At 50.4% G+C, this 12,666-nt stretch carries 26 protein-coding genes; all 26 read right to left on the reverse strand.

Annotated features, from left to right (window positions below):
* Positions 1 to 14 precede the first annotated feature (14 nt).
* The gene (gene zntR, locus HV318_RS11385) at positions 15 to 440 is read right to left on the reverse strand and encodes a Zn(2+)-responsive transcriptional regulator (RefSeq protein ID WP_182272854.1); all 426 of its coding nucleotides are present in this window, start codon (positions 438 to 440) and stop codon (positions 15 to 17) included.
* 2 nt (positions 441 to 442) lie between these two features.
* Entirely contained in the window at positions 443 to 811 is a 369-nt protein-coding gene (locus HV318_RS11390; RefSeq protein ID WP_182274584.1) for a DnaJ family domain-containing protein, read from the reverse strand.
* A 107-nt stretch (positions 812 to 918) separates the two neighbouring features.
* The gene (rplQ, locus tag HV318_RS11395) at positions 919 to 1,302 is read right to left on the reverse strand and encodes a 50S ribosomal protein L17 (RefSeq protein ID WP_001216368.1); all 384 of its coding nucleotides are present in this window, start codon (positions 1,300 to 1,302) and stop codon (positions 919 to 921) included.
* Between the two features lie 40 nt (positions 1,303 to 1,342).
* The gene (locus HV318_RS11400) at positions 1,343 to 2,332 is read right to left on the reverse strand and encodes a DNA-directed RNA polymerase subunit alpha (protein ID WP_002919219.1); all 990 of its coding nucleotides are present in this window, start codon (positions 2,330 to 2,332) and stop codon (positions 1,343 to 1,345) included.
* A gap of 25 nt (positions 2,333 to 2,357) precedes the next feature.
* Positions 2,358 to 2,978, reverse strand: a complete 621-nt coding sequence (gene rpsD, locus HV318_RS11405) for a 30S ribosomal protein S4 (RefSeq protein ID WP_004868345.1) — start codon at positions 2,976 to 2,978, stop codon at positions 2,358 to 2,360.
* A gap of 33 nt (positions 2,979 to 3,011) precedes the next feature.
* Entirely contained in the window at positions 3,012 to 3,401 is a 390-nt protein-coding gene (gene rpsK, locus HV318_RS11410) for a 30S ribosomal protein S11 (RefSeq protein ID WP_003863312.1), read from the reverse strand.
* A 16-nt stretch (positions 3,402 to 3,417) separates the two neighbouring features.
* On the reverse strand, positions 3,418 to 3,774 hold the full coding sequence (gene rpsM / locus HV318_RS11415; protein ID WP_003863308.1) for a 30S ribosomal protein S13: 357 nt from the start codon (positions 3,772 to 3,774) through the stop codon (positions 3,418 to 3,420).
* A 146-nt stretch (positions 3,775 to 3,920) separates the two neighbouring features.
* Positions 3,921 to 4,037 carry a 50S ribosomal protein L36 gene (gene rpmJ, locus HV318_RS11420; protein ID WP_000868187.1) on the reverse strand — a complete coding sequence of 39 codons (117 nt, stop codon included), beginning with the start codon at positions 4,035 to 4,037 and terminating at the stop codon, positions 3,921 to 3,923.
* A 31-nt stretch (positions 4,038 to 4,068) separates the two neighbouring features.
* The gene (secY, locus tag HV318_RS11425; protein WP_014171896.1) at positions 4,069 to 5,400 is read right to left on the reverse strand and encodes a preprotein translocase subunit SecY; all 1,332 of its coding nucleotides are present in this window, start codon (positions 5,398 to 5,400) and stop codon (positions 4,069 to 4,071) included.
* 7 nt (positions 5,401 to 5,407) lie between these two features.
* Entirely contained in the window at positions 5,408 to 5,842 is a 435-nt protein-coding gene (gene rplO / locus HV318_RS11430; protein WP_003863304.1) for a 50S ribosomal protein L15, read from the reverse strand.
* 3 nt (positions 5,843 to 5,845) lie between these two features.
* Positions 5,846 to 6,025: a 50S ribosomal protein L30 gene (gene rpmD / locus HV318_RS11435; RefSeq protein WP_003863301.1), complete on the reverse strand. Its 180-nt coding sequence runs from the start codon at positions 6,023 to 6,025 to the stop codon at positions 5,846 to 5,848.
* A gap of 6 nt (positions 6,026 to 6,031) precedes the next feature.
* A complete protein-coding gene (rpsE, locus tag HV318_RS11440) occupies positions 6,032 to 6,532 on the reverse strand; it encodes a 30S ribosomal protein S5 (RefSeq protein ID WP_003863299.1) in 501 nt (166 codons plus the stop codon).
* 14 nt (positions 6,533 to 6,546) lie between these two features.
* Positions 6,547 to 6,900, reverse strand: a complete 354-nt coding sequence (rplR, locus tag HV318_RS11445) for a 50S ribosomal protein L18 (protein WP_013099023.1) — start codon at positions 6,898 to 6,900, stop codon at positions 6,547 to 6,549.
* Between the two features lie 9 nt (positions 6,901 to 6,909).
* Positions 6,910 to 7,443, reverse strand: coding sequence for a 50S ribosomal protein L6 (rplF, locus tag HV318_RS11450; RefSeq protein ID WP_006178917.1), 534 nt, complete (start codon positions 7,441 to 7,443; stop codon positions 6,910 to 6,912).
* A 12-nt stretch (positions 7,444 to 7,455) separates the two neighbouring features.
* Positions 7,456 to 7,848, reverse strand: coding sequence for a 30S ribosomal protein S8 (gene rpsH, locus HV318_RS11455; RefSeq protein ID WP_006178918.1), 393 nt, complete (start codon positions 7,846 to 7,848; stop codon positions 7,456 to 7,458).
* Positions 7,849 to 7,878: 30 nt separating this feature from the next.
* Positions 7,879 to 8,184 carry a 30S ribosomal protein S14 gene (gene rpsN / locus HV318_RS11460; RefSeq protein WP_003863291.1) on the reverse strand — a complete coding sequence of 102 codons (306 nt, stop codon included), beginning with the start codon at positions 8,182 to 8,184 and terminating at the stop codon, positions 7,879 to 7,881.
* A gap of 14 nt (positions 8,185 to 8,198) precedes the next feature.
* The gene (rplE, locus tag HV318_RS11465) at positions 8,199 to 8,738 is read right to left on the reverse strand and encodes a 50S ribosomal protein L5 (protein WP_001096206.1); all 540 of its coding nucleotides are present in this window, start codon (positions 8,736 to 8,738) and stop codon (positions 8,199 to 8,201) included.
* 14 nt (positions 8,739 to 8,752) lie between these two features.
* The gene (gene rplX / locus HV318_RS11470) at positions 8,753 to 9,067 is read right to left on the reverse strand and encodes a 50S ribosomal protein L24 (protein WP_003863287.1); all 315 of its coding nucleotides are present in this window, start codon (positions 9,065 to 9,067) and stop codon (positions 8,753 to 8,755) included.
* A 10-nt stretch (positions 9,068 to 9,077) separates the two neighbouring features.
* The gene (gene rplN / locus HV318_RS11475; RefSeq protein ID WP_000613954.1) at positions 9,078 to 9,449 is read right to left on the reverse strand and encodes a 50S ribosomal protein L14; all 372 of its coding nucleotides are present in this window, start codon (positions 9,447 to 9,449) and stop codon (positions 9,078 to 9,080) included.
* A gap of 166 nt (positions 9,450 to 9,615) precedes the next feature.
* Positions 9,616 to 9,870 carry a 30S ribosomal protein S17 gene (gene rpsQ / locus HV318_RS11480; RefSeq protein WP_008503489.1) on the reverse strand — a complete coding sequence of 85 codons (255 nt, stop codon included), beginning with the start codon at positions 9,868 to 9,870 and terminating at the stop codon, positions 9,616 to 9,618.
* On the reverse strand, positions 9,870 to 10,061 hold the full coding sequence (gene rpmC / locus HV318_RS11485) for a 50S ribosomal protein L29 (RefSeq protein ID WP_003863282.1): 192 nt from the start codon (positions 10,059 to 10,061) through the stop codon (positions 9,870 to 9,872). The genes rpsQ and rpmC overlap by 1 nt, the downstream gene beginning before the upstream one ends.
* The gene (rplP, locus tag HV318_RS11490) at positions 10,061 to 10,471 is read right to left on the reverse strand and encodes a 50S ribosomal protein L16 (protein ID WP_002919759.1); all 411 of its coding nucleotides are present in this window, start codon (positions 10,469 to 10,471) and stop codon (positions 10,061 to 10,063) included. Before rplP ends, rpmC begins: the two co-directional genes overlap by 1 nt.
* Before the next feature lie 12 nt (positions 10,472 to 10,483).
* Complete coding sequence (rpsC, locus tag HV318_RS11495; RefSeq protein WP_006817277.1) at positions 10,484 to 11,182, reverse strand: 30S ribosomal protein S3; 699 nt, start codon at positions 11,180 to 11,182, stop codon at positions 10,484 to 10,486.
* A 17-nt stretch (positions 11,183 to 11,199) separates the two neighbouring features.
* Positions 11,200 to 11,532 (reverse strand): 50S ribosomal protein L22, encoded by a 333-nt coding sequence (rplV, locus tag HV318_RS11500; protein ID WP_002919773.1) that lies wholly within the window; start codon positions 11,530 to 11,532, stop codon positions 11,200 to 11,202.
* A 14-nt stretch (positions 11,533 to 11,546) separates the two neighbouring features.
* Entirely contained in the window at positions 11,547 to 11,825 is a 279-nt protein-coding gene (rpsS, locus tag HV318_RS11505) for a 30S ribosomal protein S19 (protein ID WP_001138117.1), read from the reverse strand.
* Between the two features lie 16 nt (positions 11,826 to 11,841).
* Positions 11,842 to 12,663, reverse strand: coding sequence for a 50S ribosomal protein L2 (rplB, locus tag HV318_RS11510; RefSeq protein WP_000301859.1), 822 nt, complete (start codon positions 12,661 to 12,663; stop codon positions 11,842 to 11,844).
* Positions 12,664 to 12,666 lie beyond the last annotated feature (3 nt).

Genomic DNA, 12,666 nt, shown 5'->3' on the forward strand with positions numbered 1-12,666 from the left:
GGGCGTTCTAAAAATCAACAATGCTGATTTTCTCCACTGGCTCCCTGTTCAAGAGCTTCCAGAATTGAGCAATAAATACTGCTGTGAGCAGTACCGCAACAGGCGTCATTTAATCGCTGCAGTGAACGCTGCATCGTCTGAAGTTCCTGAATACGTGCTTCAACTTCATCAAGCCTGGCTTGCACGATGCTTTTAGATTCCTGGCAGGTATGATGTTCAGGATCGATGCGGATCGATAATAACTCACGGATCGATTCCAGCGTGAAGCCAAGCTGCCGTGCGTAACGGATAAACCGCAGACGTTGCAAATCATTGTCGGTATAGAGACGGAATCCACCTTCTGTCCGTACCTCATGATCAATCATCTGCTGTTTCTCATAGTATCGGATTGTATCCGGCGTTACGTTAGCAAGTTTTGCAAGCTCACCAATACGATACATAACTACTCCTCGTTTATTCTCTGCATCAACCTTTCGCAATACTCGCCATGCAAAAAGTCAGTATTCATGCCAGACTGGCGGAGCTTAAGCTCAATCAGCGCCAGGCGTCGGCTAAGTTCGCTATGCCTGGGGTCATCCTTACGAATACCTTTAAGTAAATCAGTAAGCTCAACGGCCTCTCTGCGCTGTTCAAGTTCAGGTGGCAAACAGCCTGCATTTTTAAGTAACCGGTATCCAGCCCGTAATTCGGGTGCAATGTGCGAATCATCGTCCAGAACTAGCGGCTCGCCGCTTCCAGGAAGATTATCGAATTCACCTTTTCTTTGGGCATCGCTGATATGGCGTTCTGCCCACTGGTCGAGCAACCACATCATGAGCTCCAGGGGATGAACAGAAAAGATACAGCCATTGTAGATAAGTGGGGATCCTGCGGATATAAAAAAACCCGCCGGAGCGGGTTTTTTTACGTTACTGCAGATTACTCTGCAGCAGCTTCTGCTTTCTCTGAACGATCAACCAGCTCGATGTAAGCCATCGGCGCGTTGTCGCCTGCACGGAAGCCACACTTCAGAATACGAGTGTAACCACCGGCACGGCTCGCGAAACGCGGGCCCAGTTCGTTAAACAGTTTTGCCACGATCTCGTTATCACGAGTACGGGCGAATGCCAGACGACGATTAGCAACGCTGTCAGTCTTGGCAAGAGTAATCAGCGGCTCAACTACGCGACGCAGCTCTTTCGCTTTAGGCAGGGTCGTCTTGATGATTTCATGACGAACCAGTGAACCTGCCATGTTGCGGAACATAGCCTGGCGATGGCTGCTGTTGCGGTTCAGTTGACGACCACTCTTACGATGGCGCATGACCTTATCCTTCTCAGTAAAACCTTAACCTGTGATCCGGTTACTCGTCAGCAATGCTTGCCGGCGGCCAGTTTTCCAGGCGCATGCCCAGAGACAGACCACGTGAAGCCAGCACGTCTTTAATCTCGGTAAGAGATTTTTTACCCAGGTTCGGCGTTTTCAGCAACTCAACCTCGGTACGCTGTACCAGATCACCGATATAGTGGATAGCTTCTGCCTTGAGGCAGTTAGCAGAGCGGACAGTCAATTCGAGATCGTCAACAGGGCGCAGCAGGATCGGATCGAATTCTGGTTTCTCTTCTTTCACTTCCGGCTGACGTACATCACGTAAGTCAACGAAAGCTTCCAGTTGTTCTGCCAGGATGGTTGCCGCACGACGAATCGCCTCTTCAGGATCGATTGTGCCGTTGGTTTCCATTTCGATGACCAGCTTGTCCAGGTCGGTACGCTGTTCTACACGCGCTGCTTCAACATTGTAGGCAATACGCTCTACAGGGCTGTAGCATGCGTCGACCAGCAGACGGCCGATTGGGCGCTCATCTTCTTCCGAATGAATTCGGGCAGAAGCCGGCACATAACCACGACCGCGCTGAACTTTGATACGCATGCTAATAGCTGCGTTCTCATCGGTCAGGTGGCAGATCACGTGCTGCGGCTTGACGATTTCAACATCACCGTCGTGGGTGATGTCGGCTGCAGTCACAGGGCCAATGCCAGATTTATTCAGAGTAAGAATAACTTCATCTTTACCCTGAACTCTCACCGCCAGCCCTTTCAGGTTGAGCAGGATTTCAAGGATATCTTCCTGAACGCCTTCTTTGGTGCTGTACTCATGAAGTACACCATCAATCTCAACCTCGGTCACCGCGCAACCCGGCATCGATGAGAGCAGAATACGGCGCAGTGCGTTACCCAGAGTATGGCCAAAGCCACGCTCTAAAGGCTCAAGGGTCACCTTGGCGTGCGTCGAACTCACTTGCTCGATATCTACCAGGCGCGGTTTTAGAAACTCTGTCACAGAACCCTGCATTGTGTCCTCTCTTTGGTACTAAGCTTTACTTGGAGTAAAGCTCGACGATCAGGTGTTCGTTAATGTCCGCAGACAGATCAGAACGTTCTGGCTGACGCTTGAACGTACCTTCCATCTTGCCAGCATCAACTTCCAGCCAGGTTGGCTTTTCACGCTGCTCAGCCAGCTCCAGAGCGGCTTTCACGCGAGATTGCTTTTTCGCTTTCTCACGAATGCTAACAACGTCATTCGCTTTAACCTGATAAGAAGCGATGTTAACAACACGACCGTTTACCATGATTGCTTTGTGGCTAACCAGCTGGCGTGATTCAGCACGAGTAGCGCCGAAGCCCATACGGTATACAACGTTGTCCAGACGACCTTCCAGCAGAGCCAGCAGGTTTTCACCTGTGTTGCCTTTCAGACGTGCTGCTTCTTTATAGTAGTTACGGAACTGACGCTCCAGCACACCGTACATACGGCGAACTTTTTGCTTTTCACGCAACTGCACACCATAGTCAGACAGACGCGGTTTACGCGCACCGTGCTGGCCAGGAGCTTGTTCAATTTTACACTTGGTATCGATCGCGCGAACGCCAGACTTAAGGAATAAGTCGGTGCCCTCACGACGGCTCAGCTTGAGCTTAGGACCCAAATATCTTGCCATTTTCTATCTCCAACTAACCTAAAAAACGGAGCGTTATACGCGACGTTTTTTCGGCGGACGACAACCGTTATGAGGGATCGGAGTCACATCAGTAATATTAGTGATGCGGAAACCAGCGGCGTTCAGAGCGCGAACAGTAGATTCACGACCCGGACCCGGACCTTTAACCATAACTTCCAGATTCTTGATGCCGTATTCTTTTACGGCTTCTGCGCAACGCTCTGCTGCAACCTGAGCTGCAAACGGAGTGGATTTGCGAGAACCACGGAAACCGGAACCACCGGCTGTTGCCCAACCCAATGCGTTACCCTGACGATCAGTAATAGTAACGATGGTGTTGTTGAAAGAAGCATGGATATGAGCCACGCCGTCAGAGACTTGTTTTCTTACACGTTTACGTGCACGAACTGGTGCCTTTGCCATTATTCAATCACCCCGATTATTTCTTGATCGGTTTGCGCGGACCCTTACGGGTACGTGCGTTGGTCTTAGTACGCTGACCGCGCACTGGCAGACCACGACGATGACGCAAACCGCGATAGCAACCAAGATCCATCAGGCGCTTGATGCTCATGCTGATTTCACGGCGCAGATCACCTTCAACGACAAATTTGGCAACTTCGTCACGCAGCGTGTCGATTTGTTCTTCAGACAGCTCACTGATCTTAACATCTTCAGCGATACCCGCTGCAGCCAGAATGGCTTTAGAACGGGTCTTGCCGACGCCGTAGATCGAAGTTAATGCGATCACAGCATGTTTCTGATCAGGAATGTTAATGCCTGCTATACGGGCCACTATGCACTCCTACTATTTAATATGTACGTACCATGCTGAAAAGCCCGTTTTCAGGATACTCAAATGGAAACGTACAGACATACAAAAGATTGGCTGGCTAATCTAGCCAGCTCAACCCAACTTTGCAAGAAAAATATGCGAAATAATCAGCCTTGGCGCTGTTTATGCTTCGGCTCGGCACTGCAAATCACACGGATGACGCCATCACGCTTAACGATTTTGCAGTTACGGCATAATTTCTTGACGGAAGCACGAACTTTCATTTTTACTCTCCGTAACTTCTCAGGCGACCAGTTAGCGGCCGTAGCCTTTCAGGTTCGCCTTCTTCAATGCAGACTCATACTGACTGGACATCATCAGAGTTTGCACTTGAGCCATAAAGTCCATAATCACGACAACAACGATAAGCAGCGAGGTCCCACCGAAGTAGAACGGCACTTTCATTGCATCACGCATGAACTCCGGGATCAGGCAGATAAAAGTAATATAAAGCGCACCAACCAAAGTCAGGCGAGTCATTACTTTATCGATATACTTCGCCGTTTGCTCTCCCGGACGAATTCCTGGTACAAATGCACCGGACTTCTTCAGGTTATCTGCTGTTTCACGCGGGTTGAAGACCAACGCCGTGTAGAAGAAACAGAAGAAGATGATCGCAGACGCATAGAGTAACACATAAAGTGGTTGCCCAGGCTGCAAATACAGCGAAATTGTTGTCAGCCAGTTCCAACCAGTACCGCCCCCGAACCATGACGCGATGGTTGCCGGGAACAGAATAATACTGGAAGCGAAGATCGCCGGGATTACCCCCGCCATATTCACTTTCAGCGGTAAATGTGTGCTCTGTGCAGCATAGACACGACGACCTTGCTGACGTTTAGCGTAGTTCACCACAATGCGGCGTTGACCACGTTCTACGAAGACAACAAAGAACGTCACTGCAAATACTAATACTGCAACCAACAGCAACAGGAGGAAGTGCAGGTCGCCTTGACGCGCTTGCTCGATAGTATGGGCGATGGCTGGCGGGAGACCCGCGACAATACCGGCGAAGATAATGATTGAGATACCGTTACCGATACCACGCTCAGTAATCTGTTCGCCGAGCCACATCAGGAACATCGTCCCTGTGACCAGACTTACAACAGCGGTGAAGTAGAATGCAAAGCCTGGGTTTAAAACCAGGCCCTGCATACCAGGCATATTCGGCAGACCGGTAGCAATACCGATCGACTGGAATATTGCCAGCACCAGAGTACCGTAACGGGTGTACTGACTAATCTTACGACGTCCAGACTCCCCTTCTTTCTTCAGTTCTGCCAGGGCCGGATGAACGACCGTCAGCAGCTGGATAATAATGGATGCCGAAATGTACGGCATAATACCCAGAGCGAAGATAGAAGCACGGCTGAGAGCACCACCAGAGAACATGTTAAACATTTCAATGATGGTGCCTCGCTGTTGCTCAAGCAGTTTGGCAAGTACAGCGGCATCGATACCAGGGATCGGAATAAAAGAGCCAACACGGAACACAATCAGCGCGCCGATAACAAACAGCAGTCTGCGTTTCAGCTCGCCAAATCCACCTTTGGCACTTTGAAAATCTAATCCCGGTTGCTTAGCCATCTGCTACTTATTCCTCAATTTTACCGCCAGCAGCTTCGATAGCAGCACGAGCACCTTTAGTAACACGCAGGCCACGAACAGTTACCGGAGTAGATACTTCACCAGCCAGGATCACTTTCGCGAACTCGATCTGGATACCGATAATGTTAGCCGCTTTCAGCGTGTTCAGGTCTACAACGCCGCCTTCAACTTTCGCCAGGTCAGACAGACGGATTTCCGCTGTGATCGCTGCTTTGCGAGAGGTGAAGCCGAACTTCGGCAGACGACGGTACAGTGGCATCTGACCACCCTCGAAACCGCGACGTACGCCACCGCCAGAACGAGAGTTCTGACCTTTGTGACCACGACCACCGGTTTTACCGAGGCCAGAACCGATACCACGACCCAGGCGTTTACCCGCCTTTTTAGAGCCTTCGGCCGGAGACAGAGTATTTAAACGCATCTCTTACTCCTCAACTTTAACCATGAAGTAAACCGCGTTGACCATACCGCGAACAGCAGGAGTATCCTCGCGCTCAACGGTATGACCAATACGACGCAGACCCAGGCCAAGCAGCGTTGCCTTGTGTTTCGGCAGACGACCGATTGCACTGCGGGTTTGAGTGATTTTAATAGTCTTTGCCATGGTCAATTACCCCAGAATTTCTTCAACGGATTTACCACGCTTGGCAGCGACCATTTCTGGAGAATTCATATTTTCCAGGCCATCAATAGTTGCACGAACCACGTTGATCGGGTTGGTGGAACCATAGGCTTTAGCCAGAACGTTATGAACTCCAGCAACTTCCAGAACGGCGCGCATTGCACCACCGGCGATGATACCGGTACCTTCTGAAGCTGGCTGCATGAATACACGAGAACCCGTGTGAACACCTTTAACTGGGTGCTGCAGGGTGCCGTTGTTCAGCGCGACGTTAATCATATTGCGACGGGCTTTTTCCATCGCTTTCTGGATCGCTGCTGGAACTTCACGCGCTTTACCGTAACCAAAACCAACGCGACCGTTACCATCGCCTACTACAGTCAGAGCTGTGAAGGAGAAAATACGACCACCTTTAACGGTTTTAGATACGCGGTTTACCGCGATCAGCTTTTCCTGCAGTTCGCCAGCTTGTTTTTCGATGTGAGCCATCTTACACCTCTACCTTAGAACTGAAGGCCAGCTTCACGGGCAGCATCTGCCAGTGCCTGGACACGACCATGATATTGGAACCCGGAACGGTCAAAGGATACATTGCTGATGCCTTTTTCCAGAGCGCGTTCAGCAACAGCTTTACCTACAGCTGCAGCAGCGTCTTTGTTACCGGTGTACTTCAATTGTTCTGCGATAGCTTTTTCTACAGTAGAAGCAGCTACCAGAACTTCAGAACCGTTCGGTGCAATTACCTGTGCGTAAATATGACGCGGGGTACGATGTACCACCAGGCGAGTTGCACCCAGCTCTTTGAGCTTGCGGCGTGCGCGGGTCGCACGACGGATACGAGCAGATTTCTTATCCATAGTGTTACCTTACTTCTTCTTAGCCTCTTTGGTACGCACGACTTCGTCGGCGTAACGAACACCCTTGCCTTTGTAAGGCTCAGGACGACGGTAGGCGCGCAGATCTGCTGCAACCTGACCGATCAGCTGTTTATCAGCGCCTTTCAGCACGATTTCAGTCTGAGTCGGGCATTCTGCAGTGATACCGGCCGGCAGCGGATGCTCAACAGGATGTGAGAAGCCCAGAGACAGGCCTACTGCATTCCCTTTGATAGCTGCACGATAACCTACACCAACCAGCTGAAGCTTTTTAGTGAAGCCTTCGGTAACACCAACAACCATTGAGTTCAGCAGGGCACGCGCGGTACCAGCCTGAGCCCATCCATCCACGAAACCATCACGTGGACCGAAGGTCAGAGCGTTATCTGCATGTTTAACTTCAACAGCATTGTTGAGGGTACGAGTCAGCTCGCCGTTTTTACCTTTGATCGTAATAACCTGACCGTCGATTTTTACATCAACGCCGGCAGGAATAACGACCGGTGCTTTAGCAACACGAGACATTTTTTCCTCCGATTAGGCTACGTAGCAGATAATTTCGCCACCAAGACCAGCCTGGCGCGCTGCACGATCAGTCATAACACCTTTAGAGGTAGAAACAACTGCGATACCCAGACCAGCCATAACTTTAGGCAGCTCATCTTTTTTCTTATAGATGCGCAGGCCTGGGCGGCTGACACGCTGAATGCTTTCTACAACAGCTTTACCCTGGAAATACTTAAGAGTAAGTTCCAGTTCCGGCTTGGTGTCGCCTTCAACTTTAAAATCTTCGATAAAACCTTCTTCCTTCAGCACGTTGGCAATTGCCACTTTCAGCTTGGCGGAAGGCATGGTGACCGCAACTTTGTTCGCGGCCTGACCGTTACGGATACGGGTCAGCATATCCGCGATCGGATCTTGCATGCTCATCTGTCTTTACTCCCGTGATTCAATTGGTAATTACCAGCTAGCCTTTTTCAAGCCTGGTACTTCACCGCGCATGGCGGCTTCACGCAGTTTGATACGGCTCAACCCAAACTTGCCCACATAACCATGTGGACGACCTGTTTGACGACAGCGGTTACGCTGACGAGACGGGCTGGAATCACGCGGCAGAGACTGCAGCTTGAGAACAGCATTCCAACGATCTTCGTCGGAAGCGTTCACATCAGAAATGATCGCTTTCAGTTCAGCGCGTTTAGCGAAGAATTTATCAGCTAAAGCTACGCGCTTTACTTCGCGTGCTTTCATTGATTGCTTAGCCATTCAGTAACCCTACCTTACTTGCGGAACGGGAAGTCAAAGGCAGCCAGCAGAGCACGGCCTTCTTCGTCAGATTTCGCAGTAGTGGTAATGGTAATATCCAAACCACGCACGCGGTCGACTTTATCGTAGTCGATTTCTGGGAAGATGATCTGCTCACGGACACCCATGCTGTAGTTACCACGACCGTCGAAAGACTTAGCGGACAAGCCACGGAAGTCACGGATACGTGGAACAGCAATAGTGATCAGACGCTCAAAGAACTCCCACATGCGTTCGCCACGCAGAGTTACTTTACAGCCGATCGGATAGCCCTGACGGATTTTGAAGCCTGCAACTGATTTGCGTGCTTTGGTGATCAACGGCTTTTGACCGGAGATTGCTGTCAGGTCAGCTGCTGCGTTATCCAGCAGTTTCTTGTCAGCGATCGCTTCACCAACACCCATGTTCAGGGTGATCTTCTCGACCCGAGGGACTTGCATGACAGAATTGTAGTTAAACTCAGTCATGAGTTTGTTAACTACTTCGTCTTTGTAGTAATCATGCAGTTTCGCCATCGTACTACTCCAAATTACTTGATAGTTTCGCTGTTAGACTTGAAGAAACGGACTTTTTTGCCGTCTTCGAATCTAAAGCCTACACGGTCAGCCTTGCCGGTAGCCGCATTGAAGATTGCAACGTTAGAAACCTGAATAGCAGCTTCTTTTTCAACGATGCCGCCTGGTTGGTTCAGGGCCGGAACCGGCTTCTGATGTTTCTTAACCAGGTTGATACCTTCAACGACAAGTTTGCCGGAAGACAGAACATTTTTTACTTTACCGCGTTTACCTTTATCTTTACCGGTTAACACGATAACTTCGTCATCACGACGGATTTTCGCTGCCATGATTCGCTCCTTAGAGTACTTCTGGTGCCAGAGAGATAATTTTCATGAACTTTTCATTACGAAGTTCACGAGTTACCGGCCCAAAGATACGCGTGCCGATTGGCTGCTCGCTGTTATTGTTCAGAATAACGCATGCATTACCATCGAAGCGAATGACAGAACCGTCAGGGCGACGAACACCCTTCTTGGTGCGCACCACTACCGCCTTCAGCACATCACCTTTTTTGACCTTACCACGTGGAATTGCTTCCTTGATGGTGATCTTGATGATGTCGCCTACGCCTGCGTAGCGACGGTGCGAGCCACCCAGAACCTTGATACACATTACGCGACGTGCACCGGAGTTGTCGGCGACGTTCAGCATAGTCTGTTCTTGGATCATTTTAGTGCTCCGCTAATGTCAACTACTACCTGAGACTCTAAAATCAGAGCCGTTAAAAAGCCCCATATCGAGGGCGCGGCATTATAACACCGCTTCTACAATATGGGTAGAAAAAATAAACGGCTCATCGCTGAGCCGTTTATTCGTATTGAGAATGCGTACTGTATTACAGAACCGCTTTCTCTACAACGCGAACCAGCGTCCAGGACTTAGTCTTGGACAGTGGACGGCATTCACGGATTTCAACCTTGTCGCCGATACCACATTCGTTGTTCTCGTCATGTACGTGCAGTTTGGTCGTACGCTTGATGAATTTACCGTAGATCGGGTGTTTCACAATACGTTCGATAGCAACAACGATGGATTTCTCCATTTTGTCGCTAACAACACGACCTTGCAGAGTACGGATTTTATCGGTCATTACGCACCCGCCTTCTGAGTCAGTAAAGTCTTAACGCGCGCAACATTGCGACGCACTTGCTTCAGCAGGTGAGTCTGTTGCAGCTGGCCACTTGCAGCCTGCATACGCAGGTTGAACTGCTCACGCAGCAGGTTCAGCAGCTCAGCGTTCAGCTCTTCAACGCTTTTTTCACGCAGCTCTTTTGCTTTCATTACATCACCGTCTTAGTTACAAAGGTGGTTTTGATAGGCAGTTTCGCTGCTGCCAGGCCGAAGGCTTCACGGGCCAGCTCTTCCGGAACACCGTCCATTTCATACAGGACTTTACCCGGCTGAATCAAGGCAACCCAGTACTCCACGTTACCTTTACCTTTACCCATACGAACTTCCAGCGGCTTCTCGGTGATCGGTTTGTCCGGGAACACACGGATCCAGATCTTACCTTGACGCTTAACTGCACGGGTCATTGCACGACGTGCTGCTTCGATCTGACGTGCAGTCAGACGACCACGGCCAACAGCTTTCAGACCGAAAGTGCCGAAGCTAACATCCGTACCCTGCGCCAGACCACGGTTGCGGCCTTTGTGCACTTTACGGAATTTTGTACGCTTTGGTTGTAACATCAGCGACGCTCCTTATTTACGGCCTTTACGCTGCTGCTTTTTAGGTTGAGCAGCCGGTTCCGGTTGTTCAACAGCAGCCATACCACCCAGGATCTCACCTTTGAAGATCCATACCTTAACGCCGATTACACCGTAAGTGGTGTGCGCTTCAGAGGTGTTGTAGTCGATGTCAGCACGCAGAGTGTGCAGCGGTACGCGACCTTCACGGTACCATTCGGTACGTGCGATTTCCGCGCCGCCCAGACGGCCGCTAACTTCAACTTTGATACCTTTAGCGCCCAGACGCATTGCGTTCTGTACAGCACGCTTCATAGCACGACGGAACATAACACGACGTTCCAGCTGAGAAGTGATGCTGTCAGCAACCAATTTAGCGTCCAGTTCAGGCTTACGAACTTCAGCGATATTGATCTGTGCAGGAACGCCAGCGATATCCGCTACGACCTTGCGCAGTTTTTCTACGTCTTCGCCTTTCTTACCGATCACGATGCCAGGACGAGCAGTGTGGATGGTTACACGAATGCTCTTAGCCGGACGCTCGATAACGATACGAGATACGGACGCTTTAGCCAGTTCCTTAGTCAGGTACTGACGTACTTTAAAATCGCTGTCCAGGTTGTCAGCGAATTCTTTGGTGTTCGCAAACCAGGTAGAGTTCCATGGTTTTACAATACCCAGGCGAATACCATTAGGATGTACTTTCTGACCCATTGCTAGTCTCCAGAGTCTCAGCGATCGGACACAACCACAGTAATGTGGCTGGTGCGCTTCAGGATGCGATCTGCACGACCTTTCGCACGCGGCATAATGCGCTTCATGCTTGGGCCTTCATCTACGAAAATTTTCGCGACTTTCAGATCGTCGATGTCAGCGCCATCGTTGTGTTCAGCGTTAGCAATGGCAGATTCCAGTACTTTCTTGACCAATACCGCAGCTTTCTTGTTGGTATAGGTCAGGATGTCCAGGGCCTGCGACACTTTCTTACCGCGAATCAGGTCAGCAACAAGGCGAACCTTCTGTGCAGAAGAACGAGCATGGCGATGTTGAGCTAAAGTTTCCATCTCTTCCTCCTACCTTATTTCTTCTTCGCTTTTTTATCAGCAGCATGGCCGCGATAAGTACGAGTCGGTGCGAATTCACCCAGTTTGTGACCAACCATTTCGTCGGTAACAAAGACTGGAACGTGCTGACGACCATTATGGACAGCGATGGTCAAACCGATCATGTTAGGAAAGATCGTTGAACGACGGGACCAAGTGCGCAGGGGCTTCTTGTCTCCGCTTTCCACCGCTTTCTCTACCTTCTTCAGCAAGTGCAGGTCAATAAAAGGACCTTTCTTGAGAGAACGTGGCATGGCTTATCCTCTAAAATTATTTGCTACGGCGACGTACGATAAATTTATCAGTACGCTTGTTGCTGCGGGTCTTCTTACCTTTGGTCTGAACGCCCCACGGAGTTACCGGGTGCTTACCAAAGTTACGACCTTCACCACCACCATGTGGGTGGTCTACTGGGTTCATCGCAGTACCGCGAACGGTAGGACGAACACCACGCCAGCGTGCAGCACCAGCTTTACCCAGAACGCGCAGCATATGCTCAGCATTGCCAACTTCGCCCAGAGTAGCGCGGCAGTCTGCTTCGACTTTACGCATTTCACCAGAACGCAGACGCAGGGTGACATAAGCACCATCACGTGCAACGATCTGAACGTAAGTACCAGCGGAACGCGCCAGCTGACCGCCTTTACCTGGTTTCATTTCTACGTTATGAACGGTAGAACCAACCGGGATATTGCGCATCGGCAGGGTGTTGCCTGCTTTGATTGCAGCATCAACGCCAGACTGAATCTGGTCGCCAGCTTTCAGGCCTTTAGGGGCCAGGATGTAACGGCGTTCGCCGTCTTTGTACAGAACCAGCGCGATGTTCGCGGAACGGTTCGGATCGTACTCAAGACGCTCAACAACTGCTGGGATACCGTCTTTGTTGCGTTTGAAGTCAACAATACGATAAGCCTGCTTGTGGCCACCACCGATGTGACGAGTGGTGATACGGCCATTGTTGTTACGACCACCGGATTTGCTGTTTTTTTCCAGCAACGGAGCAAAAGGTTTGCCCTTGTGCAGCTCAGGGTTAACCACTTTAACTACGTGGCGACGACCCGGAGATGTCGGTTTACATTTAACAACTGCCATTGT

The organism is Enterobacter sp. RHBSTW-00901 (genome assembly GCF_014103115.1).
Taxonomy (GTDB): Bacteria; Pseudomonadota; Gammaproteobacteria; order Enterobacterales; family Enterobacteriaceae; genus Enterobacter; species Enterobacter cloacae_P.